Source organism: Stenotrophomonas sp. 22DLJC03 (assembly GCF_056861405.1).
In genome coordinates, this window is the sequence record NZ_JBSPUG010000008.1 from 51,290 (window position 1) to 73,606 (window position 22,317).

Below are 22,317 nucleotides of genomic sequence, written 5' to 3' on the forward strand. Positions count from 1 at the left end.
CCGCCGTGTCGCAACCAGCACTTGCAGTCCCGTTCGTTAGTAGTAATACTACTAATCATGGACCTGACCGACACCCAGCAGGCGATCCTGCAGTTGATCGCCGAGCGTATCGAGAGCGAAGGCGCACCGCCGTCGCAGACTGAAATCGCGCGTGCATTCGGCTTCAAGGGCGTCCGCGCGGCCCAGTACCACCTGGAAGCCCTGGAGCAGGCCGGTGCGATCCGTCGCATTCCGGGCCAGGCCCGAGGCATCCGCCTGGTGCAGGCGCCACCGCTGGAGAAGCTGGCCGAGCCGGGCCTGCCCGACAACGTTCTGCGCCTGCCGGTGCTCGGCCGGGTCGCAGCAGGTCTGCCGATCGGTGCCGACATCGGCTCGGATGATTTCGTGGTGCTGGACCGGGTGTTCTTCTCGCCGGCGCCGGATTACCTGCTCAAGGTGCAGGGCGATTCGATGATCGACGAGGGCATCTTCGACGGTGACCTGATCGGCGTGCACCGCACCCGCGATGCCCATTCCGGGCAGATCGTGGTGGCCCGCATCGATGACGAGATCACCGTCAAGCTGCTGAAGATCGCCAAGGACCGTATCCGCCTGCTGCCACGCAACCCCGACTACAAGCCGATCGAGGTGCTGCCGGACCAGGACTTCTCGATCGAAGGCCTCTATTGCGGCCTGTTACGACCCAACCGTTGACCTGTTCCATAGCGCATTACCCCGCGGTCTTTTGTGGCGATTCTCTGGTTCCACTGAGGTTGGTACGGATGTCCGATAATTCTTTTCAGAGCGCCGGGCAGAATCTCAGCCTGTGCGATACGTCCGACTTAAAGTGAACCCATGGCAAAGAAGACCCCCAAAGACAGCACCTCCAACGACACGACCTCTGCAAGGACCAATCCGATGGACGAGAACAAGAAGCGCGCCCTCGCTGCAGCTCTGGGCCAGATCGAAAAGCAGTTCGGCAAGGGCTCGGTGATGCGCATGGGCGACCGCGTGGTCGAACCCGTCGAAGCCATTCCGACCGGTTCGCTGATGCTCGACATCGCGCTGGGTATTGGTGGCCTGCCGAAGGGCCGTGTCGTTGAGATCTATGGTCCGGAGTCGTCGGGCAAGACCACCTTGACCCTGCAGGCCATCGCCGAGTGCCAGAAGCTGGGCGGCACTGCAGCCTTCATCGACGCCGAGCATGCGCTGGATCCGATCTACGCCGCCAAGCTGGGCGTCAACGTGGACGACCTGCTGCTGTCGCAGCCGGACACCGGCGAGCAGGCGCTGGAAATCGCCGACATGCTGGTCCGTTCGGGCTCGGTGGACATCCTGGTGGTCGATTCGGTTGCCGCGCTGACCCCGAAGGCCGAAATCGAAGGCGAGATGGGCGACCAGCTGCCGGGTCTGCAGGCCCGCCTGATGAGCCAGGCGCTGCGCAAGCTGACCGGCAACATCAAGCGCTCCAACACCCTGGTGGTCTTCATCAACCAGCTGCGCATGAAGATCGGCGTGATGATGCCGGGCCAGAGCCCGGAAGTGACCACTGGCGGCAACGCGCTGAAGTTCTATGCCTCGGTGCGTCTGGATATCCGCCGTATCGGCGCGATCAAGAAGGGCGACGAGATCATCGGCAACCAGACCAAGATCAAGGTCGTCAAGAACAAGCTGGCGCCGCCGTTCAAGCAGGTCATCACCGAGATCCTGTATGGCGAAGGCATCAGCCGCGAAGGCGAACTGATCGACATGGGCGTGGATGCCAAGCTGGTCGAGAAGGCCGGCGCTTGGTACAGCTACGGCGAAGAGCGTATCGGCCAGGGCAAGGACAATGCCCGTGGCTACCTGCGCGACAACCCGACCGTCGCCGCCAAGCTCGAAGCCGAGCTGCGCGAGAAGTTCCAGCCGTCTGAAGCTGCCCGCGAAGAAGGCGACGACGAAGGCGACGACGAATAAGGCTTGCTGTGGGGCAGGGTGGCGCCGTCAGTGACGTCGCCCTGCTCCGCAGGTTCGAATCGCCCATGGACGGGCAGGGCGCCACGGATGGCGCCACCCCTGGAGCACCGATGTCCGACGCCGAAGACATTCCCGCCGGCCGCAAGCGACGGCCGCGTGAGCAGACCCCCGTACAACGGGCGCTGGGCCTGCTGGTCCGCCGCGAACACTCGCGCAAAGAGCTGACCCGCAAACTGACCGCCCGTGGCATCGAGGATGAGGCCGCGCAAGCCGCTGTTGCCAAGCTGACCGAGGCGGGCTGGCAGGATGACACCCGCTTTGCCGAGAACCTGGTGCGGATGCGTGCCAATACCGGCTACGGGCCGATCCACGTGCGCGCCGAGCTCGGCACCCATGGCCTGGACAGCGAGGCGATCGCCGCGGCAATGGACAGTTATGAAGGCGACTGGCAGGAGAACGCCCGCGACCTGGTCCGCCGCCGCTTCGGCGAAACCGGCCCGCAGGACCTGGCGCAGCGTCGCAAGGCTGCGGACCTGCTGGCCCGACGGGGCTTCGACGGGGACAGCATCCGCCGCGCGACCCGCTACGACCCGGATGACTGAGACTGGCGGCGCCGGGCCTGATACCCTTTAGGTTTTCGGCGGTCCCGCGCGACCCTGGCCATTGCGGCCGGTGGTCCGGGTCCGCCGGCCCGCCGACTGCCAGCCCCCAATGAACGCATCCGCCAAATTCACGACTTCCCAGATCCGCAGCGACTTCCTTGAATTCTTCAAGGGCAAAGGCCACACCATCGTGCCGTCGGCGCCGCTGGTGCCGGGCAATGATCCGACCCTGCTGTTCACCAATTCCGGCATGGTGCAGTTCAAGGACGTGTTCCTTGGCGCGGAGAAGCGCAGCTACGTGCGCGCGGCCGACGTCCAGCGCTGCCTGCGCGCCGGCGGCAAGCACAACGACCTTGACCAGGTCGGCTACACCGCACGTCACCATACTTTCTTCGAAATGCTGGGCAACTGGTCCTTCGGCGACTACTTCAAGAAGGACGCGATCGCCTGGGCATGGGAGCTGCTGACCCAGGTCTGGAAACTGCCGGCCGAACGCCTGCTGGTCACCGTCTACCAGACCGACGACGAAGCGTATGCGCTGTGGCGCGACATGGTCGGCATCCCGGAAGAGCGCATCGTGCGCATCGGTGACAACAAGGGTGCGCCGTTTGCCTCGGACAATTTCTGGCAGATGGCCGATACCGGCCCGTGCGGCCCGTGCACCGAGATCTTCTACGACCACGGCGACCACATCGCCGGTGGCCCCCCGGGTTCCCCGGATGAAGACGGCGACCGCTTCATCGAAATCTGGAACCTGGTGTTCATGCAGTTCGATCGCCAGCCCGACGGCACCCTGGTGCCGCTGCCGGCACCGTGCGTGGATACCGGCATGGGCCTGGAACGCCTGGCGGCGATCCTGCAGCACGTGCACACCAATTACGAGATCGACCTGTTCCAGGCGCTGATCCGCAAGGCGTCCGAGCTGACCGGCACCGCCGATCTGGAGAACAAGTCGCTGCGGGTGATCGCCGATCACATCCGTGCCTGCTCGTTCCTGATCGTCGACGGCGTGCTGCCGTCCAACGAAGGCCGCGGCTACGTGCTGCGCCGTATCATCCGCCGCGCCCTGCGCCACGGCTGGATGCTGGGTGTGCGCCAGCCGTTCTTCAGCAAGCTGGTGCCGACTCTGGTCGAGCAGATGGGCGAGGCCTATCCGGAACTGCCGGCGGCGGTCGATACCGTCACCCGTGCGCTGCAGGCCGAAGAAGAGCGTTTCGCTGAAACCCTCGACGCAGGCATGAAGATCTTCGAAGACGTTGCCGGCAAGGCCAGCAATGGCGTGATCCCCGGCGTTGATGCGTTCCGCCTGTACGACACCTATGGCTTCCCGCTCGACCTGACCCAGGACATCGCCCGCGAGCGCGACCTGACCGTCGACATCGCCGGCTTCGATGCGGCGATGGAGCAGCAGCGCGAAACCGCGCGCGCGGCCGGCAAGTTCGGCGGTGGCGTTACCCTGCCGGCCGAGCTGGTGGCAACCCTCAGCCCGACCCGCTTCCTCGGCTACGACCGCCTGCAGGCCGATGACCTGACCGTGCTGGCCGTGCTCAAGGACGGCCGTCCGGTGCAGTCGGCCAATGCCGGTGATGCGGTCATCGTGATCACCAACCAGACCCCGTTCTACGCCGAGTCCGGCGGCCAGGTCGGCGACACCGGCGTGCTGACCGGCAACGGCGTGCGCCTGGCGGTGGACGACACCCAGAAGTTCGCCGGCCAGTTCCATGGCCACGTCGGCACCCTGTCCGAAGGCGGCCTGAAGGTTGGTGACGTGCTGTCCGGCCAGGTCGATGGCGAGCGTCGCGGCGCCACCATCCTCAACCACTCCGCCACCCACCTGCTGCATGCCGCCCTGCGCGAAGTGCTGGGCACCCACGTGCAGCAGAAGGGCTCGCTGGTGGCGCCGGACCGCCTGCGCTTTGACTTCTCGCACTTCCAGCCGATCAGCGCGGAAGAGCTGGCGGTGATCGAGCGCAAGGTCAACCAGCAGGTGCGTGCCAACAACGCTGCCGAAGTGCACAACATGGGCATGCAGGAAGCGCTGGACTTCGGCGCGATGGCCCTGTTCGGCGAGAAGTACGGTGAGCACGTGCGCGTGCTGAAGATGGGTGACTACTCCACCGAGCTGTGCGGCGGTACCCACGTCAACCGTACCGGCGACATCGGCCTGTTCAAGATCACCTCCGAGGGCGGCGTCTCCGCCGGCGTGCGCCGCATCGAGGCGGTCACCGGCCAGGGTGCGCTGGACTACGTGGATGCCGAAGAGGCCCGCCTGGCCGAGGCCGCCGAACTGCTTGGCGGCAGCGCTGCCGACGTGGTCGAGAAGATCCGCGCCCTTGGCCAGCGCCAGAAGCAGCTGGAACGCGAGCTGGAGTCCGTGAAGGCCAAGGTTGCCGCTGGCGCCACCGCTGACCTGTCCGGCCAGGCCGTCGAGGTCGCCGGTGTGAAGGTGCTGGCGGCTCGCCTGGAAGGTTTCGACGCCAAGGCCCTGCGTGACGCCATGGACCGCCTGAAGCAGCAGCTGGGCGACGCGGTGATCGTGCTGGCCGGTGCCCAGGACGGCAAGGCCGCCCTGGTCGCGGGTGTGAACGGCAGCGCAATGGGCAAGGTCAAGGCCGGGGAACTGTTGTCCCATATCGCCAGTCAGATCGGGGGCAAGGGCGGCGGACGCCCGGACCTCGCCCAGGGTGGTGGCGAGGACGGGCCCGCCCTTGCCACTGCGCTGGCTGCCGTCGTCGAATGGGTCAGCCCCCGCCTGTGATGAACCGCGCCGTCCCCCTCCTTGTAGGAGCGGGACGGCTGACGGTACCATTGCGAATCTTTTCCCTTTGTCGTGGTAGCGCTTCTTGACGGAGCGTCAAGCCGGTGGGGGATACCCTTCCACACGGTTCCATGGAGACTTACAAAAATGTTGATCCTGACTCGCCGCGTCGGCGAAACCCTGATGATCGGTGACTCGGTGAGCGTCACCGTGCTTGGCGTCAAGGGTAACCAGGTGCGTATCGGCATCACTGCGCCGAAGGACGTCGCTGTGCATCGCGAAGAGATCTACCAGCGCATCCAGCGTGGTGACGAAGCCGGTGGCACCGGCAGTGAAAATTCTGCCGAATAACGCTTTACCTTCGCACTCGATTAACGTTATGATTCACGCCCCGCTGAGGTGCAACGCACCAGACGCGGAGAAAACCCCGGAGTGATGCCCGAGCGGCTGAAGGGGCTCCCCTGCTAAGGGAGTATAGGGTCAAAAGCTCTATCGAGGGTTCGAATCCCTCTCACTCCGCCAGATACAAAGAAGCGCCTGCAGATCGTCGATCTGCAGGCGTTTTTCTTTATCTGATGTTCGAAAAGGCAGATCGGCGCAGAGCTGCGTATGCCTAATCCACTGTCCCGATCCTGGGCTGCGATCGGGGCGTTGGTGTTGGCGTTGCCGCAGGCGCGGGGGCTGGTGCGCCAGGGAGCACTGGCGGTTCAAGCTCGGGAGTTGGCGTTTCCCGCCACAGCATCGAAAGGGTGCAGTCGTTGGCACGTTCCCTGCACATCTTTTCTGCCTTCCTCTGCGCGGCTTCCGGGGTCTTCTCACCCAGAGCAAAACCCAACGCAATCGTGCCTGTGGCAATGGCCGAATAGCCTTCGCTGGACGTACTGGCGGACTGACCGCAATTGCGGGATCGCGCTGCGCAGTAGTGCAGCGACTGCTGCATCGCGCTGGTCAGGGAGCGCTGGTTCATCGAATAGCCGAAGCGACCATCCTTGTCGTAGGTGATCGCAGAGGCGGCGTTTGCGCCTGATGAGACGGACAGCAACAGCCCAAGTGAAACCATCTGCATCCAGTTCATTGCACTCTCCCTTTTTGCCGATGGTGGATCAAGCGGGGTTCGAGGCGCAACCAGATGGGATTCTGATGCAGAGTGCCTGCAGGCTGTTCACCTGCAGGCGTGTTCTCATTCAATCTCTACTCAAAGCCTCACCGTCACACCCACCTGGAAACCACGCCCCGGCAGCGGCGCAATGTACTTCAGCGGCGAGTTGTGCGGCCGTGCTTCCTCATTGAGCAGATTGCTGCCGTTGACGAACACTTCCATGCTGGCAATGTAGGCATTGCGCACAGGCAGTTCGCGGCTGACCTGCAGGTCGACCATGTTGAACGCATCCAGCGGCACCTCCTCGCTGACATTGCGGCCGAGGTACTTCTGCCTGTCGTAGTAGGTGCTGGACAGCTGCGCCTTCCAGCCTTCGCGCTGCCACTGCAGGTTGGCGCCGTAGCGGTTGGTTGGCATGTTCGGCAGATACTCGCCGTCATTGTGGGCGCGCAGCGAATCGGGGTGATCGGCCTTGTTCTTTACCAGGTCGGCGAAGGCGGAGACATTCAACGAACCATAGCGGCCCAGGTCCACGGCCTGCGACACGTCGATCTCGAAGCCCTTCACCGTGGTATCGGTCTGCTTCCAGTACTTCAGCGGCAGGCGGTTGGCGGTCTGCAGGCCGGAGTAGCCGAGGTAGAGATAGTTCTCGTACTTCATCCGGTAGGCCGTGGCTGACAGCTCGAAACCGCCGAGATGGAACAGGCCGGTCAGCTCCAGGTTCTTCGCGCGTTCCGGTTCCAGGTCCTGGTTGCCTTCTTCCTGGGTCATCACCGAGTAGTGCGCGTTGCTGGCATACAGCTCGTTGATCTCCGGGGCACGCTGCGAAGACGAGTAACGCACCTTGGCCGCGAACATCGGCCCCAGCTCGACATATGAGCCCAGGCTGTAGCTGTTGAGCCGGTAGTCGCGGTCCTGCAGTTTCGTGTTGGAAGCATTGCGCGCGGTCTTGAAGCGGCTGGGCTGCAGCTCGTGATCCACGCGTTCGTGGCGCACGCCTGCGTCGAAGCTCGCCCAGCCGAAGTCCAGCGCTTCCTTCAGGAACACCGCGTTGCTGCGGCTGTCGACGTCGGGCAGGTAGCGCAGCGAGCCGCTGCCGGTGACATCACGCGACTGATGGCTGAAACCGAGCAGGCCGCTCAGCGGGCCGACCCGCTGATGGCTCAGCAGCAGCTCGGCCTGGGTGCTCTCGAAGTCGTAGTCGTTGGCTTTTTTTGTGCCCAGCCGCTCGCCGGAGGTGTTGTCCAGCTTCGAGACCCGCAGCTCAGCGCGTTCAACGTAGGGCAGCGGATCGCGCAGCAGGGCTTCCAGCGCGTAGCGTTGCTGCTTGATCACCACGCCCACCGGCAGGCCATCGGCGTAGTTGGAGCCGAACGACAGGTTCTGCATCGAAAAGCCCGGCACGCCGTACTCGCTGTCCTTGGCATCGATGCTGACACCGACGTAGCCGCGGTCGAAGAACAGCGTCGAACCGAGGGCCACCTGCGAATTGCGCGCATAGCTGTTGCCCAGCCGGTGATGGTAGTCGGGCGTCACATCGTTGTTTATCTGCTTCTGCACGTATGAGGGCGTGCCCGCGACGTAGGCCGGGTTGACCGGATTGACGTAGGTACGGCGCTGCCAGACCGAGGTCGGACTGTTGGTATAGAAGGAGAAATCACCGTCGGCCCAGTCCGGGTTCTCGGTCATGAACTGGTCGATGTAGGGTTGCGAGGCCTTGTTGTAGATCTGCTGGACGCGCGCCTCTTTCTGGCAGGCGTCGGCCAGGGCCGAGTTGACGCCCCCAGCGGCCGGGAACAGACCGGTGTTGCAGACGCTGGCCTTGCTGTTGCCGGGGATGTCGTAGTGCGAGATCCGCTGTCGCGACACCTGCAGGTTGGTGGACACGTTGCGCTGGTTGTTGAAGTTCATGCGCAAGCCCTGCGCGTCGGCCGCGTTGAACCCCTTGCGCAGGACCAGTTCCATCGACTGGTCCTTGTCTTCCATGCTGCGCGAGATCAGGCCCGAGTCGATCTCCACGCTGCCACCGATCGCATTGCCGCCATAGCGCACGGTGTCGGAAGACTTGTTGACGGTGACGCTGCGTACGAACAGCGGATCGAACGGGATGTTGATGTCACCGCTGATCGCGTTCATGCCCAGGATGGACTGGCCGTCCTGCAGGATCTGCACGCGGTTGCCGCTGAGGCTGCGGATGACCGGAGCGCCCGCGTTCGGCCCGAAGGCGGTGCTCTGCACACCGGAGACGTGTTCGAGCAGGCCGCCGAGGGTGCGGTTCTGCGCCTGCGGATTGTCGACGGTGACCCGGCTGTCGATGCGGGAGGGCTGGGAGGCCTGGACCTGGAGGGTGGGGAGGGTGGGGTCGTCCGCGGCCTGGGCGTTGTGGACGACGAACAGAATGGCAGCAGCAAGGAGATGGCGGCGCATGACACGATCCGTGAAGTTGATGTGAAATGTTATAACGTAACTATTTGTATCGACAAGGGCAGATTGGGCCTTGCCATGAAGGTTGGAGATGAGAGCGGTTCTCATATGACAATGGCGTTGGATCTCCCGTAGGCGCCCCATGCACACCCTTACCCTTGCCGACCTGGACCGCTTGGGCCGCAGCAGCGGTTTCCGCTATCGGCTGCCTGCACTTGCGTCCGCCGCGGATTCGGGCGCGCTGTGCGTGGTCGAGGGCAGGGTGGAACAGCGCTGCTTGCGCCCTGGCATCAGCCTGGCGCTGTCGGACGTGGTCGCGCATCAGCCGTTCGAGGCGACTTCGGAGGCACCCCCGCCGTTCGCTGCGATCGTGATGCTGGAAGGCCGTGCCGGAGCACGCCTGGAAGGGCAGGCTGTGATCGGCATGAACCGCGGCGCCGGCGTGATGGTGTTGGCCGATGCCGCGCCGATGACTGCGATTCATCCGGCCGGTCAACGGATGCGCAGTCTGAATGTCTCGCTGGATGCACCGGCCGAGATGGATGATCCGGTGATCAGCGAACTGCTGTTGCAGGCTCGTCGCCATGGTCGCCGGCGGCTGCACAGCTGGCAGGTACCCGCGCATCTTGAACATGCCGCCGAACAGTTGCTGTCGGGGACCTGGCAAGGCGCGATGCATGCGCTGCTCTGCGAGGGTGTGGGACTGCAGATGCTGGCGATGGCGTTGGGTACGTCTGCACAGGACGCGCTGCCGGATCTGCGTGTTTCACCGCGCGACCGCCGCATGCTGCAACGGGTGATCGACTGCCTGCAGGCATCGCCTGCGGCTGACCACCGGCTGGAGGACCTGGCCCGCGTGGCCTGCATGAGCCCGAGCAGCCTGCGCCTGAAATTCCAGCAGGTGCACCGCTGTTCGGTGTTCGCGTGGTTGCGCGAGCGACGCCTGCAGTTGGCCTGCGAGCAACTGCGGCAGGGCTGCAGCGTGCAGCAGGCCGCGCATTTCGTCGGCTATCGGCATGCCACCAATTTCGCAACCGCGTTCCGAACGCGCTACGGCATAGCCCCCAGCCAGATCCGCTGAGTCCGGATCGCGGCTGGCGGTGCGCATACGCGTGCTGCGTGCGCGCATACGTGCGCTCACGCTTAAATGACAATAATTCTCATCCAGCCTTTCCCTTCTGCTGGATCTCCCATGCCTGCCTGTTTCCGCCCATGTGCCCTGGCCACCGCCATCGGCACGACCTTGGCGCTGTTCAACGCTGCCCACGCCGCCGAACGCGCTCCTTCCGTAACGCCTTCCCAGCTCCCAACCGTGCAGGTCACGGCCGACCTCGATGGCAGCACCGAAAGCTCGCGCTCCTACACCACCGATTCCATGGGCACGGCGACGGGGCTGTCGCTGACCTCGCGACAGACGCCGCAGTCGGTCAGCGTGGTTACCCGCCAGCAGATCGAGGACCGCGGGCTGCTGAGCACCGCCGACGCCTTGTCGACCGCCCCCGGCATCTCGGTCACGCGCAGCGACGCCAACCGCTACTCGTTCTCCGCACGCGGCTTCGATATCGACAACTACCAGTTCGACGGCGTGGTGATGCCGGTGCTGTCGCCGTGGAATTTCGGCGAGAACAATCTGGACATGGTGGTGTACGACCGCATCGAGATCGTGCGCGGTGCCAACGGCCTGATGACCGGCGCCGGCAATCCCTCGGCGGCGGTGAACTATGTGCGCAAGCGCCCGCTGCGCGAGTTCGCTGCCAGTGGTGGCATCAGCCTCGGCAGCTGGGACGCGCGCCGCGCGTGGGCGGATGTGTCCAGCCCGCTGAGCCGGGAAGGGCGTGTGCGTGGTCGCGTGGTCGCTGCGCAGGCAGAGGGCGACAGCTACACCGCCGGCCTGGACAGCACCGCAAAGACACTCTACGGCGTGGTCAGTGTGGATCTGGGCGAGGACACTGGATTGATCGCCGGCATCTCCTACCAGGGCAACGACAACCGAGGCTTCGGCAGCGGTTTCGCACTGTTCAACGCCGACGGCACGCGCACCCGATTCGACCGCTCGGTATCGGCCACCGCGCCGTGGGCACGGATGACCACCGATACCCGCAACGGCTTCTTCGATTTCAATCATCGCTTCGGCAACGACTGGCAAGCCCGCGTGTCCTACAGCCGCTCGCATACCGATATGGAGATGAAGCATCTCTACCGGGGCGGCTATCCCGATCCGGTTACCGGCGCCATGCCTACAGGCAACAGCTTCACTCGTTACGACGGCCCGGTGCGCCGCGAGGCGGTCAGTGTCAGCCTGTCCGGGCCGTTCGAGCTGTTCGGCCGCCAGCACACCGCATCGATCGGTTGGTCGCGCTCGCGTGATGAAATCACGCTGGGGCAGTACCGCGCACTGGCGCCGCTGCCGCCGTTGGCCAGCTATCTGGACTGGCACGGGCCGGGCACGCCTGAGCCGACGTGGGCCAGCAGCAAGACCCAGGCCGATGACCTGCACAACCAGCAGAGCGGTGCCTATGCCGTCGCGCGGCTGTCGTTGGCCGATCCGCTGCACGTGATCGTCGGTGGCCGCCTGAGCAACTGGGAGACCGACCAGGTCTACTTCGGCGCCAAGCGGAAGTACCGCTACCGCAACGAGTTCGTACCCTATGCCGGCGTGGTCTGGGACCTCAACGGCTACAGCAGCGTGTACGCCAGCTACACCGGCATCTTCAAGCCGCAGAACAACCGCAATGAATCCGGGCAGATCCTCGACCCGGTCAGTGGCCGCAGTTATGAGCTGGGCCTCAAGGGCAGCTGGTTGCAGGAGCGCTTGAATGCGTCGGCGGCGCTGTTCCGCACCCAGCAGGACAACCTGGCCGAGGCCACTGGTGGTCTGGTCGAAGGCAGCACGCAGGCGGCCTACCGCGCGGTGAAGGGCGCAACGGTGGACGGCCTGGAGCTGGAGCTGGCCGGTGAACCTCTGCCGGGCTGGAGCCTGGGTACCAGCTTCACCACCTTCATCGCGCAGGATGCACAGGGACGGGCGATCAACACCGCCAAACCGCGCAGCCTGTTCAAGCTGTTCACCACCTGGCGCCTGCCCGGTACCTGGGATCGGCTGACGCTCGGTGGCGGTGTGGACTGGCAGAACCGCATGTACCAGACCGCCACCGCCCCCGGGAATCGCCGCGTGCCGGTGGAGCAGCCCAGCTACGCACTGGTGAACCTGATGGCGCGCTACCAGTTCAGTTCCCACGTCTCTGCGGCGGTCAACATCAACAACCTGTTCGACCGCCACCACTACTCGCAGATCGGCTTCTACAACCAGGGCTGGTACGGGGCGCCGCGAAACGTGATGTTCACGCTGAAGGTCGGCTACTGAGGGTAACGTCGCGCCCTTCAGGGATCCAATGGATCCATCGGATCGATGCGCAGCGATTCGGGCGCTGGCACGAAGGTGATCGCGTACGGCGAAATGCGTGAACCGACCTTGCCTGGAACGTAGCCAAGCTCACGACGGTTGCGCTCGCTGAATCCGCTGCTGGCGACCGAATCGATATGCGATGGACTGCTGACCACCAGTGCCGGTTGCCGTGGCGGTGCCTGCAGGGCCGCCAGTAACCGGGCTGCGTTGCGCAGGTTGGTGGTGGTGTGGCGGGCATAGGGCTCGATGATGATCGCCTCTGCGGGAATGCCGAAGCGCGCAATCAGCGCTTCGCGCATCTGCACGGCTTCGACGCTGCGGGTGCCGCGCGGATGCACGGCGCCGCCAGAGACGATGACGAAAGGCGCATCGCCCGCTGCATAGCGCTGCGCAGCGGCTTTCAGGCGCAGCTTGCTGCCGGCGCTGAGCGGGGTGGTCAGCTCGTCCGGGCCCTGCCCAAGCACGATGATCGATGTGTATGGATGCGCGGTCCAATCCAGCTGCCGCGCGCGTGCGAATGGCGCGGCGTTCATTCCCGCGCTGATGGGCTCGAAGCGGATCGCATCGAGACGATCATTGGCATCGAGCAGGCCCACTGCCACCGCGATGCTGTGATCGAATGCGGTGTAGGCCGCGGTGGCGTCCACCTCGCTCATCTGCATGGCAATGGCAGCATCGCCAGCCAGGCGCGTGCTGCCCGCCGCGCCGACCGGGCCGTCGATGGCGTCGTAGCGGGGCGGCTGGCCGTGGCCGTAGACGGAGAGGATGTTGTTGAGGCCCGCCAGCTCCCTTTCGATGGCCATGGCGTGCGCCGGAACTGCGGCGCTCAACAGGCCAGCCTGCGCGGGCGTCCAGCGTGCTGCCTCGAGTGTGCAGGCAGTGGTCCGGCAGCCCACCAGCTGCTGCATGCGTTCGGCCAGGGCGGCGCGCGCACGATCGGGCAACGTATCGTGCTTCAGCTGCACGAGGGTCGGAAACAGGCGCGAGGCGAGGGCCGCGCTGTCGCGGTCGCCGGCGGCTGCCGCAAGCGGCAGCACAGCCGTGGCCAGCAGGGCGAGGGACAAGCTCAATCGTTGGTGCATCACCAGCTCCTGCTCACCATCAGGCGGACGTTGCGGCCGAACAGTGGCCGTCCATAGATTGCCTCGGCCGAACCCTGGCCAGCCAGTGCATCGGTACGGGTGTTGCCCTCGGTGAGCCCCTTTTCATTGGTCAGGTTGTCGCCCACCAGCTGTGCGCCCCAGTTGCCGCGCTTCCATGAAATGCCCAGGCCCAGGGTCTGGTAGGCCGGCAACGCGGTCTGGTTGAACAGATCGACATAGGACTTGCCAACCACGTCATAGCGCAGCCAGGTCTCGAACTGGTCCTGGCCGTGCTGGAAACTGAAGGTCGGCCGCAGGTTGCCGTAGAGCTTGGGTTCGCGGACGATCTGCTTGCCGTTGACCGCGGCCGGATCGGCGCCGGAATCGTTCTGCAGGCTGTCGTACTGCGGATCGCTGACCGTGATCGAGCCGGCGATGCTGAACCAGTCCAGCGGCCGGAACATGCCATCCAGCTCGATGCCCTTCGAGACGGCGGTGCCGATGAAGGGCACCGACTGGTCATTGCGGCCGGTCGTCGGATTGAAGGCGACGAAGGACGCATTGAGTGGATCGAACTTGGTGTAGAACGCGGTCAGGTAGAGATAGGACCGGCCGAACCCTGCCTTCAGGCCCAGCTCGTACTGGTCCAGCTGGGTCTGCACGATGGTGGGGTCGATCGAGCGCGCCACCGACGAATTGGGAACGATCTCCATGTGCGACACGCGGGCATAGGCGCCTATGGTGGCAGTGAAATCGTAGTTGGCACCCACGGTCCAGTTGGTGGCGGTCGGGTTCAGGCGATGGTTCTGGACGACGCCGGTGAACCGGCGCGTGGTGTTGTCAGCCAGTGTATTGCGGTCGCCGAGGTCGACCTGGGCGGTCTGCTCGGCATAGCCTTCATAGCGGTAGCGCTCATGGCGGATACCGGCGTCGAGCTTGAAGCGGTCCGTCAGTGCCCACGTGTCATTGGCATACACCGCGAACATGCGGGCATCGACCTTGCCGCGATTGAGGGTGGTGGTGTAACGCAGCGTGCCCTTGTCGGTGACATAGCCCAGTGGGGCGCCATCGTTACCGTAGGCCACCAGATCCAGCAGGCGTGGCTTGCCGCGCATCTCCATCAGCATGTCCTGGTACAGGCTGAAAGCGGTGGTTCCGAAGAAGGCCGTGTATGCACCGATGTTCAGATCGTGGCTGCCCCAGGCCGTTTCAAACAGCCGCGTCGCACTGAAATCGGCCTGGCCGGAGTAGAAGTCCGAATCAGCAGCACGGTACTGGGCCGAGATCACCAGGCCGGAGTCGGCGTAGGGATCGTAGGCACTGGCGCCGTTGCTGCCGGCCAGCGCGTAGCCCATCCGCGCGACGCCGGCACCGAAGGTGCTGCGGGCCGCGCCCAGATAGCCGTTGGCGAAGCTGCGTGCGTCGACCGGGTTGGTGGTCGAGTACAGCGCGTCGAAGGTATTGCGGCCCTTGGTGTAGCCGGTTTTCAGCGAGATCGTCCAATCGCTGGCGGTGTTCTCGTACTGGAAGCCGATGTTGCCGAAGCGCATGTGCCGGCCGTCGGCCAGGTCGCGGTTCATGCCCCGCAGGGCACCGCCGCCATCGAGGTACTTCAGGTTGACACTGCGCAGCGAGGGCGAGTTCATCGTACCGTCGAAGTAGTCGATGTACGGGTCCAGTGGAACGCTGGGATTGCGCGGATCGGCAACCGGGATCGGCAGGTAGAACGTATTGTGGTCATCGACGAAGGTGCCGCTGATCTTGAACCAGCTGGTGTCGTCGAAGTAGTGCTTGATGTTGCCGCGGATCTGCCCGCCCTTGTCATTCGGGAAGCCGTTGTCGCGGTAGCCATCGTGCTGGCGCAGGAAGCCACCGACGGCATAGAAGGTGTCCTTGCCGAGCGCGCCCGACTGGTACATCTCGCCGCGGTACAGGCCGGTATCGCCGATGGTCAACTGCGCCTTGCCGTGGGTGTCTTCGGAACCCTCGGCGAGGATGTTGTTGACGATGGCGCCGCCGCTGCTCGCATAGATCGGTGCCGGGCCACCGCGTACGATCTCCACGCGCTGGTTCATCACGTCGAAACGGTTCATGCCGTCGCCGGAGTTGAAGAAGTGGCCATCCAGCTCCTGGTAGAGCGGCAGGCCGTCCTGCTGGAAGGCGATGAAGCCACGATCGGTTGGAATGCCGCGCAGCCGGGTGATGTTCTGTACTTCACCACCGGTGGCCTCGACATGGATGCCGGGCACCGAACCGAGCAGGTCGGCGTAGCTTTTCGGTGCGAGCTTCTGCACGTCTTCGCGGCTGAGTGAATTGACCGCGAAGGACGCATCGAAGCGACGCTGGGTGCGTGCCGCACCGGTAACCACCACTGCATCCAGTGTTGCTGCGTCGGCCGTGTCTTGCTTCTGCACCGGCGCGTCCTGCGCAGATGCAGTGCCGTGCAGGGATATCAGGACCAGGGAGATTCCCAGGACCAGGGGGCTGATGTTCATCGGAGGGCGGCCATGCAGGGAAGGGGGACCGCTGCACGGTAGGTCCGGCCGATGACGGAATTGTTTACTTCGGCGGAAATAAACAATTAAGCGGCGGCATCGGCACCCAACTGGTGGATTGGCAGCAGGGCCGCACCCACCGATACCGCAGACCCTCCCAGCCGCGACACATGCACCTGTGGCAGGCGCAGGCTGTCCAGCGCACTACTCCAGCGTGCTGGCTGCTGCAGATGCTGTCCCAATGCTTGCAGCACCTGCCGGGGCAGTGAACCGGACAGGATCACGGCGCCGGGATCGAGCCACGCCACACCGGTATTGGCCGCCACGCCCAGCTGGTTGCCCGCACGTTCTGCCCAGGCATTGATGATGCCGGCATGGGTTTCCAGGCAGGACTCAAGTTCGAACAGTGAAGGAATGCCGGCACCGGCGTCGCGCAACGTGGCCAGCAGGTCGATGCCCGAGGGGCGCGGTGCGTCCATGCGGAACAAGCGACCGATATCCCCGGCATTGCCGAACTCACCGCGCATCACGTCGCGCCGATGGATCACGCCGCCGCCCACGCCGTGGCCTACATACAGCAGCAGCGCCGAGGCGCAGTCGCGGATCAGCCCGCTGTCGTAGTACTCCGCCAGCGCCGCCAGGGTCGCATCGTTCTCCACCCAGACCGGGAAACCGAAGTAATCTTCGAAGAACTGGTCGTTGTCGATATCGCGCCAACCGTGCAACCAGTCCACCGCGTGCCTGCGCGCAGGCCCGGTTTCGACCACGGGCCCGGGAACCGCCACGCCGAGGCCCAGGAAGCGCGCGCGCATGAGCCCGGTGCGGCTGGTAAGGCTGCGCAGGCGCTGGTCCACCGCGTGCACGAAGTCGTAGGGATCTGCGCTGTCGAATGCGGTTGCATCGCGGGCGATGACCTGGCCGGCAAAATCCACCAGCGCGATCTCCAGCCAACCGGGATGTACCGTGGCACCGGCGGCATAGCCGCCCCGCCCGGAAAGCGCCAGTGGCACCGAGGGTCGGCCGCGCTGGCCATCGGACAGCTGTCCCTGTTCCTCGATCACTTCCAGCATCAGCAGTTCACGCGCCAGGCGGGTCAACGCACCGTTGTGCATGCCCAAGTGGTTGGCAATGGTGATGCGGGGAACGGCTCCCATCGTGCGCAACAGCCAGATGATGCGCTTGTGGTCGGCATCCAGCGCGATCAGCGGTTTGCGGCGCAGTCGCGATGTGGGAGCCAGGTTCATGGGCGCAGGCCTTCGGTACGCGGCAGCGCGACTGGCCAGGCCAATGCGGCCAGCGACAGCAGGCTGCCGACGGCAACCAGCGAGACCAGTGCGGCAGAGGTGACCGGATCACCTGCCTGTATGCCGGGCAGCAGCTGGCCCAGCAGCAATGAGGAGGCGGCAATGGACAGTTTCATGGTTCCAGTGAGCAGGGCAAAACAGCTCAGGTCATCCTCACGTCCGCTGCGGGCGGCATGGCGACGGGCGATCAGCGCGGTGCGCCGCCACAGCACCAGGCCGACACTGGCCACCGCCGCCCCATGGACAGCGGCACACGCAATCGCTACAGGCAGGGAGGGCTTGGCCTGGTAAACGCAGACGGCAGCGATGGCCAGCACCGACATCAGCGCAATCAGGCCTGTCTCGCTGCACAGCGGGGGGCGCAGGCGCAGATGGAGCCAAGGCGCGACCACCATGCCCGCGACCATGGCGAAGGTCAGCGCTGCGCCCTGGTCGGCAAAGGGAAACAGGCGCCCGGCCAGGCCCACCAGCGCCGTTTCTGCCGCTGCAGCCAGCAGAACCGGCAGCAGTGCCGGCAGCGGCAGGGCGCCGGCAACGGGCCTGATGGCTGTGGCGGGCTGTGCGGGCGTGGCGACGCAGGCCAGGGGAAGCGCGGCGGCCGCGATCAGGATGCCGATGATCATGCAGATCAGCAGCGCGCTGCCACCTCCTGCGGATTCAGGTGCACCGACCACGCCGAACAGTGCTGCAGCGATGCACAGCTTGGAGATCGGTACGACTACCGCGCGGGCGGAAACGTAGCGCATGGCCTCGTTCTCGTCGCGGGGCAACAGCGAAGTCAGTGCATTCTGGGCCACGTCGTAAACCGCGTAGCAGGTACGGAACAACAGCGAGGCGGCCAGCAGCGGCAGGAAGGCCGGCTCGGTCGCGGTGCTCGGGCTGAACAGCAGGCAGGCGCTGGCCGCGGTACCGAGGCCGCCGACCAGCTGCAGGCGCAAGGCGAGGCGACGCTGGTCGTGCAGGCGCGTGAACACGGCGGCCAAGAGCAGATCGAGCACGCTGCTGTAGGCCAGTGAGATGGCCAGCAGCTGGCCGGTGTGGTCAGCCGACAGTCCCAGCCGGACGTGCAGGTAGTAGCCCAGCGCCAGGTCCACGAACGACCAGGACAGAGTGCGGGCGAAGTGGCCGGCGGCATAGAGCTGCCGCAGCGATGGCTGCGCGTTCAACGCTGTTTTTGGGGGAGGAGGCCGGAGATCCGGGATCGTTCTACTAGCCCTGTGTGACAGCGGCCTGACATGGCGTGAGGTCGGCCATTCAGCGAGTGGCTTGCAGCACACGCTGTGGGCGAGCAGCATTGACCGTGCTGCGCCCCACAACGCCTCACGCAGAGCCTTCTTCGTCGAATGGAGCAACGTATGAAGCTGTTGTCCGCTGTGTTGTTGTCTGCGCTTTCACTCCCCGCCGTTCCGGCGCTGGCAATGGAGGCATCTCCTTCGCCGCTGTTGGGGCGCTGGTCGCTGGATATCGCCACCTCGGCGCTGCCGCAGGCGCAGCGTCCAAAGCAGGTAGTACTCGAATTCAAGGATGCCGGTGGCGGCCGCTGGAGTTCGCACGTGGACATCGTGCTGCACGATGGCAATACCATGAAGTCCGATGGCACGCTGGCGCTGGATGGCACGCCAGGTCCCCTGTCCGGCACCTACGGTGCGGACAAGGCCAACCTGAAGCTGCCAGCGCCGAACACGCTGGTGATGCAGCTGGTGGACCACGGTACGCCGGCCTCCACACGCATCTACACCGTGGCGGCCGATCGCTCGACGATGACCGAGACCAAGGCGTTCTACGGCCACGACGGTACGCCGATACTGCAGACCAATCTGTTCAAGCGGATGCCCTAGCATTGCCGCCGGCACCACGCCCGCAGAACGGGCGTGGTGAATGCAGCAGCCTTACACCGCCGCCGGATCGCGCTTGCCGGTGTCGATGCCGTACTTGTCGATGGCCTCCTGCATCCGCGAACGTTCGATGCGGCCCTCATCGGCCAGTGACTTCAGGGCCGCCAGCACGATGAAGTGGCGATCCACCTCGAAGAACGTGCGCAGCGATTCACGCGTGTCGGAGCGGCCGAAACCATCGGTGCCCAAGGCGGTGAAGCGGCGGTCGTTGATGAAGGGACGGATCTGGTCGCCGACGATCTTCATGTAGTCGGTGGCCACCACCACCGGGCCTTCGTGGCCCTGCAGGCACTGCTGCACGTAGGGTACGCGCGGCTCCTCGGCCGGATGCAGCAGGTTCCAGCGTTCGGCAGCCAGGCCGTCACGGCGCAGTTCGGTCAGGCTGGTCGCGCTCCACACATCGCTGGCGACGCCGAAGTCCTGCTGCAGCAGTTCGGCTGCTGCTTCCACTTCGCGCAGGATCGAGCCGCTGCCCATCAGCTGCGCGCGTGGCTGCGAAGTGCTGCCTGCGGCTGCCGGGCGCAGCAGGTAGAGGCCCTGCAGGATCCCAGCCTCGGCGCCCTCGGGCAGTGCCGGCTGCGGATAGTTCTCGTTGAGCACGGTGATGTAGTAGTAGATGTCTTCCTGCTCGACGTACATGCGGCGCAGGCCGTCGTGGATGATCACCGCGAGCTCGTAGTTGTAGGTCGGGTCGTAGGACACGCAGCTCGGAATCACCGACGACAGCACGTGGCTGTGGCCGTCATCGTGCTGCAGGCCTTCGCCCATCAGCGTGGTACGGCCGGAGGTGGCGCCGAGCAGGAAGCCGCGGGTGCGCGCATCGGCGGCGGCCCAGGCCAGGTCACCGACGCGTTGCAGGCCGAACATCGAATAGAAGATGTAGAACGGAATCGTCGCCAGCCCGTGGTTGCTGTAGGCGGTACCCGCGGCGATCCACGAACAGATCGCACCGGATTCGTTGATGCCTTCCTGCAGGATCTGGCCGTCCTTGGCTTCCTTGTAGTAGCTCAGCTGGCCGGCATCCTGCGGGGTGTACAGCTGGCCCAGGTACGAATGGATGCCGATCTGGCGGAACAGGCCTTCCATGCCGAAGGTGCGCGATTCATCGGGCACGATCGGAATCACCAGCTTGCCCAGTTCAGGGTCCTTCAGCAGGCTGGTGAGGATGCGCACGAAGCCCATGGTGGTGGACTGGCCGCGATCGCCGCTGCCCTGCAGCTGGGTGTTGAAGATCGACAGCGGCGGCAGCGGCAGCGGATCGACCTTGGCCAGGCGCGCCGGCAGCTGCCCGCCCTGGATGCGGCGGCGTTCGGCGAAGTAGGCCGCCTCGGCGCTGCCCGGCTCCGGACGCAGGTACGGCATCTCCTCCAGCTGCTCATTGCTGACCGGAAGGTTGAAACGGTCGCGGAAGGCGCGCACCGCGTCGGCGCTCATCTTCTTCAGCTGGTGGTTGATGTTCTGGCCTTCGCCGGCTTCGCCCATGCCGAAACCCTTGACCGTCTTGGCCAGGATCACGGTCGGCCGGCCGCTGGTGTTCACTGCCTGCTGGTAGGCGGCGAACACCTTCTGCGGATCATGGCCGCCACGCGCCAGCGCCCAGATGTCGTCGTCGCTCATGTGCGCGACCAGCTCCAGCAGCTCGGGATAACGGCCGAAGAAATGCTCGCGCACGTAGGCACCGTTCTGCGACTTGAAGGTCTGGTAGTCGCCGTCCACGCATTCCATCATGCGCTGGCGCAGCAGGCCGCTGTGGTCGCGGGCGAGCAGGTCGTCCCAGCCGCTGCCCCAGATCAGCTTGATCACGTTCCAGCCGGCCGCGCGGAAGGTGCCTTCCAGTTCCTGGATGACCTTGGCGTTGCCGCGCACCGGACCGTCCAGGCGCTGCAGGTTGCAGTTGACCACGAACACGATGTTGTCCAGCCGCTCGCGACCGGCCAGGGAAATTGCCGCCAGCGATTCGGGCTGATCCATCTCGCCGTCGCCGAGGAAGGCCCAGACCTTGCGGCCCTGGTGTTCTTTCAGACCGCGGTATTCCAGGTAACGCATGTAGCGCGCCTGGTAGGCGGCGGTCAGCGGGCCCAGGCCCATCGACACGGTGGGAAACTGCCAGAACTCCGGCATCAGGCGAGGGTGCGGATACGAGGACAGGCCCTCGCGGCCCGCTTCGCGGCGGAAGTTGTCCATCCGCGCCGGATCGATGCGGCCTTCCACATAGGCGCGGCCGTAGATGCCTGGCGCTGAATGACCCTGGATGTAGATCATGTCGCCGTCGAAGGTGTCGGTACGGCCCCGGAAGAAATGATCAAAACCCACGTCGTACAGCACTGCCGCCGACTGGTAGGTGGCGATGTGGCCGCCGACGTTGGAATGCTTGCCGGCACGCAGCACCATCACCATCGCATTCCAGCGGATCATCGCGTTCAGGCGGCGCTCGATGGCCAGGTCACCCGGGTAGGCCGGCTGGCGCTCGGGCGGGATGGTGTTGACGTACGCGGTCCAGGCACGGGTATGCAGGTCGCCATGCTGGTGGGCGTCCAGCTCGCTCAGCTGGTCGATCAGGTAGTGCGCGCGCGGCCGGCCGCCGGCCTGCATCACCGCCTCCAGCGATTCACGCCACTCCCGCGTTTCCAGCGGGTCGGTATCGAAGGGGATCTGGGCTTGATTCATGGCTGTCTCCAGAGGGCGCCGGTCGGACTTCTGCCTGGGCGACAACACCGGCAGGGCGCACAGCACTGGAGCGGGGTCGCAACGGCGGGGCCGTGACGCGAAGGGCGACCGTGGCGGTCACCGAGAAGACAAGCGTAGGCCTGGCCCCCCGGCTTCGATAGGCGGGCAGGGCTTGGGTCTCTGGCAAGCAAGGGTTGGCGCGGCGCGGCGTATCATGGGCGGATGCGCTGGGCACGGCCGCTGATCAGGCCGGGGACAACCCAGGCAGGAACATCGGGATGATCACCACGCCGACGCCCAACAGGCACCAGGCGACGATGGGCAGCCAGCGCGCCAGTCGTTGGGCGGGTTCCGGTGTACGACGGCCGCCGGTCCACAGCAGCAGCGTGAGCACACCCAGTGCATAGGCGAGGGCGACGATCACCGGATGCACATGGATGACCCGGCTGGGCGGCCACATCTGCTGCTGGTAGGCCGTGGTGTGCGCGACCAGCAGCAGGAACAGCAGGCTGCTGAGTGTGTTGATGGCGGTGCGTGCGTTCATTGCGGGGCACTCCTTGTGCCGGCTGCCGGGATATTGCAGGGGCGGAATTCTAGCGGCTGCCTGCCGGCAGTTGAAACGTCACTGTCATCGATGGCCGTCACCCTGC

16 protein-coding genes and 1 tRNA gene are annotated in these 22,317 nt (G+C 65.2%); 9 read left to right on the forward strand and 8 right to left on the reverse strand.

Features of this window, described 5'->3' with window-relative positions; genetic code table 11:
- The first annotated feature begins 57 nt into the window (after positions 1-57).
- The 6 genes from lexA (at position 58) to AC13GA_RS19695 (ending at position 5,817) form a co-directional block, all read left to right on the forward strand.
- Positions 58-693, forward strand: a complete 636-nt coding sequence (gene lexA, locus AC13GA_RS19670) for a transcriptional repressor LexA (protein WP_012510665.1) — start codon at positions 58-60, stop codon at positions 691-693.
- 204 nt (positions 694-897) lie between these two features.
- On the forward strand, positions 898-1,935 hold the full coding sequence (gene recA / locus AC13GA_RS19675) for a recombinase RecA (protein ID WP_012510666.1): 1,038 nt from the start codon (positions 898-900) through the stop codon (positions 1,933-1,935).
- 110 nt (positions 1,936-2,045) lie between these two features.
- Positions 2,046-2,537 (forward strand): recombination regulator RecX, encoded by a 492-nt coding sequence (gene recX, locus AC13GA_RS19680; protein WP_253078933.1) that lies wholly within the window; start codon positions 2,046-2,048, stop codon positions 2,535-2,537.
- Between the two features lie 109 nt (positions 2,538-2,646).
- On the forward strand, positions 2,647-5,295 hold the full coding sequence (gene alaS / locus AC13GA_RS19685; RefSeq protein WP_136638580.1) for an alanine--tRNA ligase: 2,649 nt from the start codon (positions 2,647-2,649) through the stop codon (positions 5,293-5,295).
- 147 nt (positions 5,296-5,442) lie between these two features.
- Positions 5,443-5,646 carry a carbon storage regulator CsrA gene (gene csrA / locus AC13GA_RS19690; protein WP_004152909.1) on the forward strand — a complete coding sequence of 68 codons (204 nt, stop codon included), beginning with the start codon at positions 5,443-5,445 and terminating at the stop codon, positions 5,644-5,646.
- 78 nt (positions 5,647-5,724) lie between these two features.
- Positions 5,725-5,817: transfer RNA gene (locus AC13GA_RS19695), tRNA-Ser, on the forward strand.
- A 91-nt stretch (positions 5,818-5,908) separates the two neighbouring features.
- On the opposite strand, the gene AC13GA_RS19700 is transcribed toward AC13GA_RS19695, so the two are convergent.
- Both AC13GA_RS19700 and AC13GA_RS19705 read right to left on the reverse strand, forming a co-directional pair.
- Positions 5,909-6,370 (reverse strand): DUF4189 domain-containing protein, encoded by a 462-nt coding sequence (locus AC13GA_RS19700; protein WP_136638579.1) that lies wholly within the window; start codon positions 6,368-6,370, stop codon positions 5,909-5,911.
- A gap of 120 nt (positions 6,371-6,490) precedes the next feature.
- The gene (locus AC13GA_RS19705) at positions 6,491-8,821 is read right to left on the reverse strand and encodes a TonB-dependent receptor (protein WP_482998793.1); all 2,331 of its coding nucleotides are present in this window, start codon (positions 8,819-8,821) and stop codon (positions 6,491-6,493) included.
- Between the two features lie 139 nt (positions 8,822-8,960).
- Between AC13GA_RS19705 and AC13GA_RS19710 the strand changes: the two genes are divergently transcribed.
- Positions 8,961-9,899 carry a helix-turn-helix transcriptional regulator gene (locus AC13GA_RS19710; protein WP_482998794.1) on the forward strand — a complete coding sequence of 313 codons (939 nt, stop codon included), beginning with the start codon at positions 8,961-8,963 and terminating at the stop codon, positions 9,897-9,899.
- Between the two features lie 111 nt (positions 9,900-10,010).
- Positions 10,011-12,182 carry a TonB-dependent alcaligin siderophore receptor FauA gene (fauA, locus tag AC13GA_RS19715; protein ID WP_482998795.1) on the forward strand — a complete coding sequence of 724 codons (2,172 nt, stop codon included), beginning with the start codon at positions 10,011-10,013 and terminating at the stop codon, positions 12,180-12,182.
- Between the two features lie 17 nt (positions 12,183-12,199).
- Here fauA and AC13GA_RS19720 read toward each other — a convergent pair whose 3' ends face one another.
- The 4 genes from AC13GA_RS19720 to AC13GA_RS19735 form a co-directional block, all read right to left on the reverse strand.
- A complete protein-coding gene (locus AC13GA_RS19720) occupies positions 12,200-13,306 on the reverse strand; it encodes a YdcF family protein (RefSeq protein ID WP_482998796.1) in 1,107 nt (368 codons plus the stop codon).
- Positions 13,306-15,720, reverse strand: coding sequence for a TonB-dependent receptor (locus tag AC13GA_RS19725; RefSeq protein WP_482998797.1), 2,415 nt, complete (start codon positions 15,718-15,720; stop codon positions 13,306-13,308). Before AC13GA_RS19725 ends, AC13GA_RS19720 begins: the two co-directional genes overlap by 1 nt.
- Before the next feature lie 167 nt (positions 15,721-15,887).
- Positions 15,888-17,045 carry an ROK family protein gene (locus tag AC13GA_RS19730; protein WP_482998798.1) on the reverse strand — a complete coding sequence of 386 codons (1,158 nt, stop codon included), beginning with the start codon at positions 17,043-17,045 and terminating at the stop codon, positions 15,888-15,890.
- On the reverse strand, positions 17,042-18,271 hold the full coding sequence (locus AC13GA_RS19735) for an MFS transporter (RefSeq protein ID WP_447781118.1): 1,230 nt from the start codon (positions 18,269-18,271) through the stop codon (positions 17,042-17,044). Before AC13GA_RS19735 ends, AC13GA_RS19730 begins: the two co-directional genes overlap by 4 nt.
- 189 nt (positions 18,272-18,460) lie before the next feature.
- Between AC13GA_RS19735 and AC13GA_RS19740 the strand changes: the two genes are divergently transcribed.
- Positions 18,461-18,943: a hypothetical protein gene (locus AC13GA_RS19740; RefSeq protein WP_004152943.1), complete on the forward strand. Its 483-nt coding sequence runs from the start codon at positions 18,461-18,463 to the stop codon at positions 18,941-18,943.
- Between the two features lie 51 nt (positions 18,944-18,994).
- On the opposite strand, the gene aceE is transcribed toward AC13GA_RS19740, so the two are convergent.
- Positions 18,995-21,667: a pyruvate dehydrogenase (acetyl-transferring), homodimeric type gene (gene aceE, locus AC13GA_RS19745; protein ID WP_482998799.1), complete on the reverse strand. Its 2,673-nt coding sequence runs from the start codon at positions 21,665-21,667 to the stop codon at positions 18,995-18,997.
- A 244-nt stretch (positions 21,668-21,911) separates the two neighbouring features.
- Entirely contained in the window at positions 21,912-22,211 is a 300-nt protein-coding gene (locus tag AC13GA_RS19750; protein ID WP_046985851.1) for a hypothetical protein, read from the reverse strand.
- Positions 22,212-22,317 lie beyond the last annotated feature (106 nt).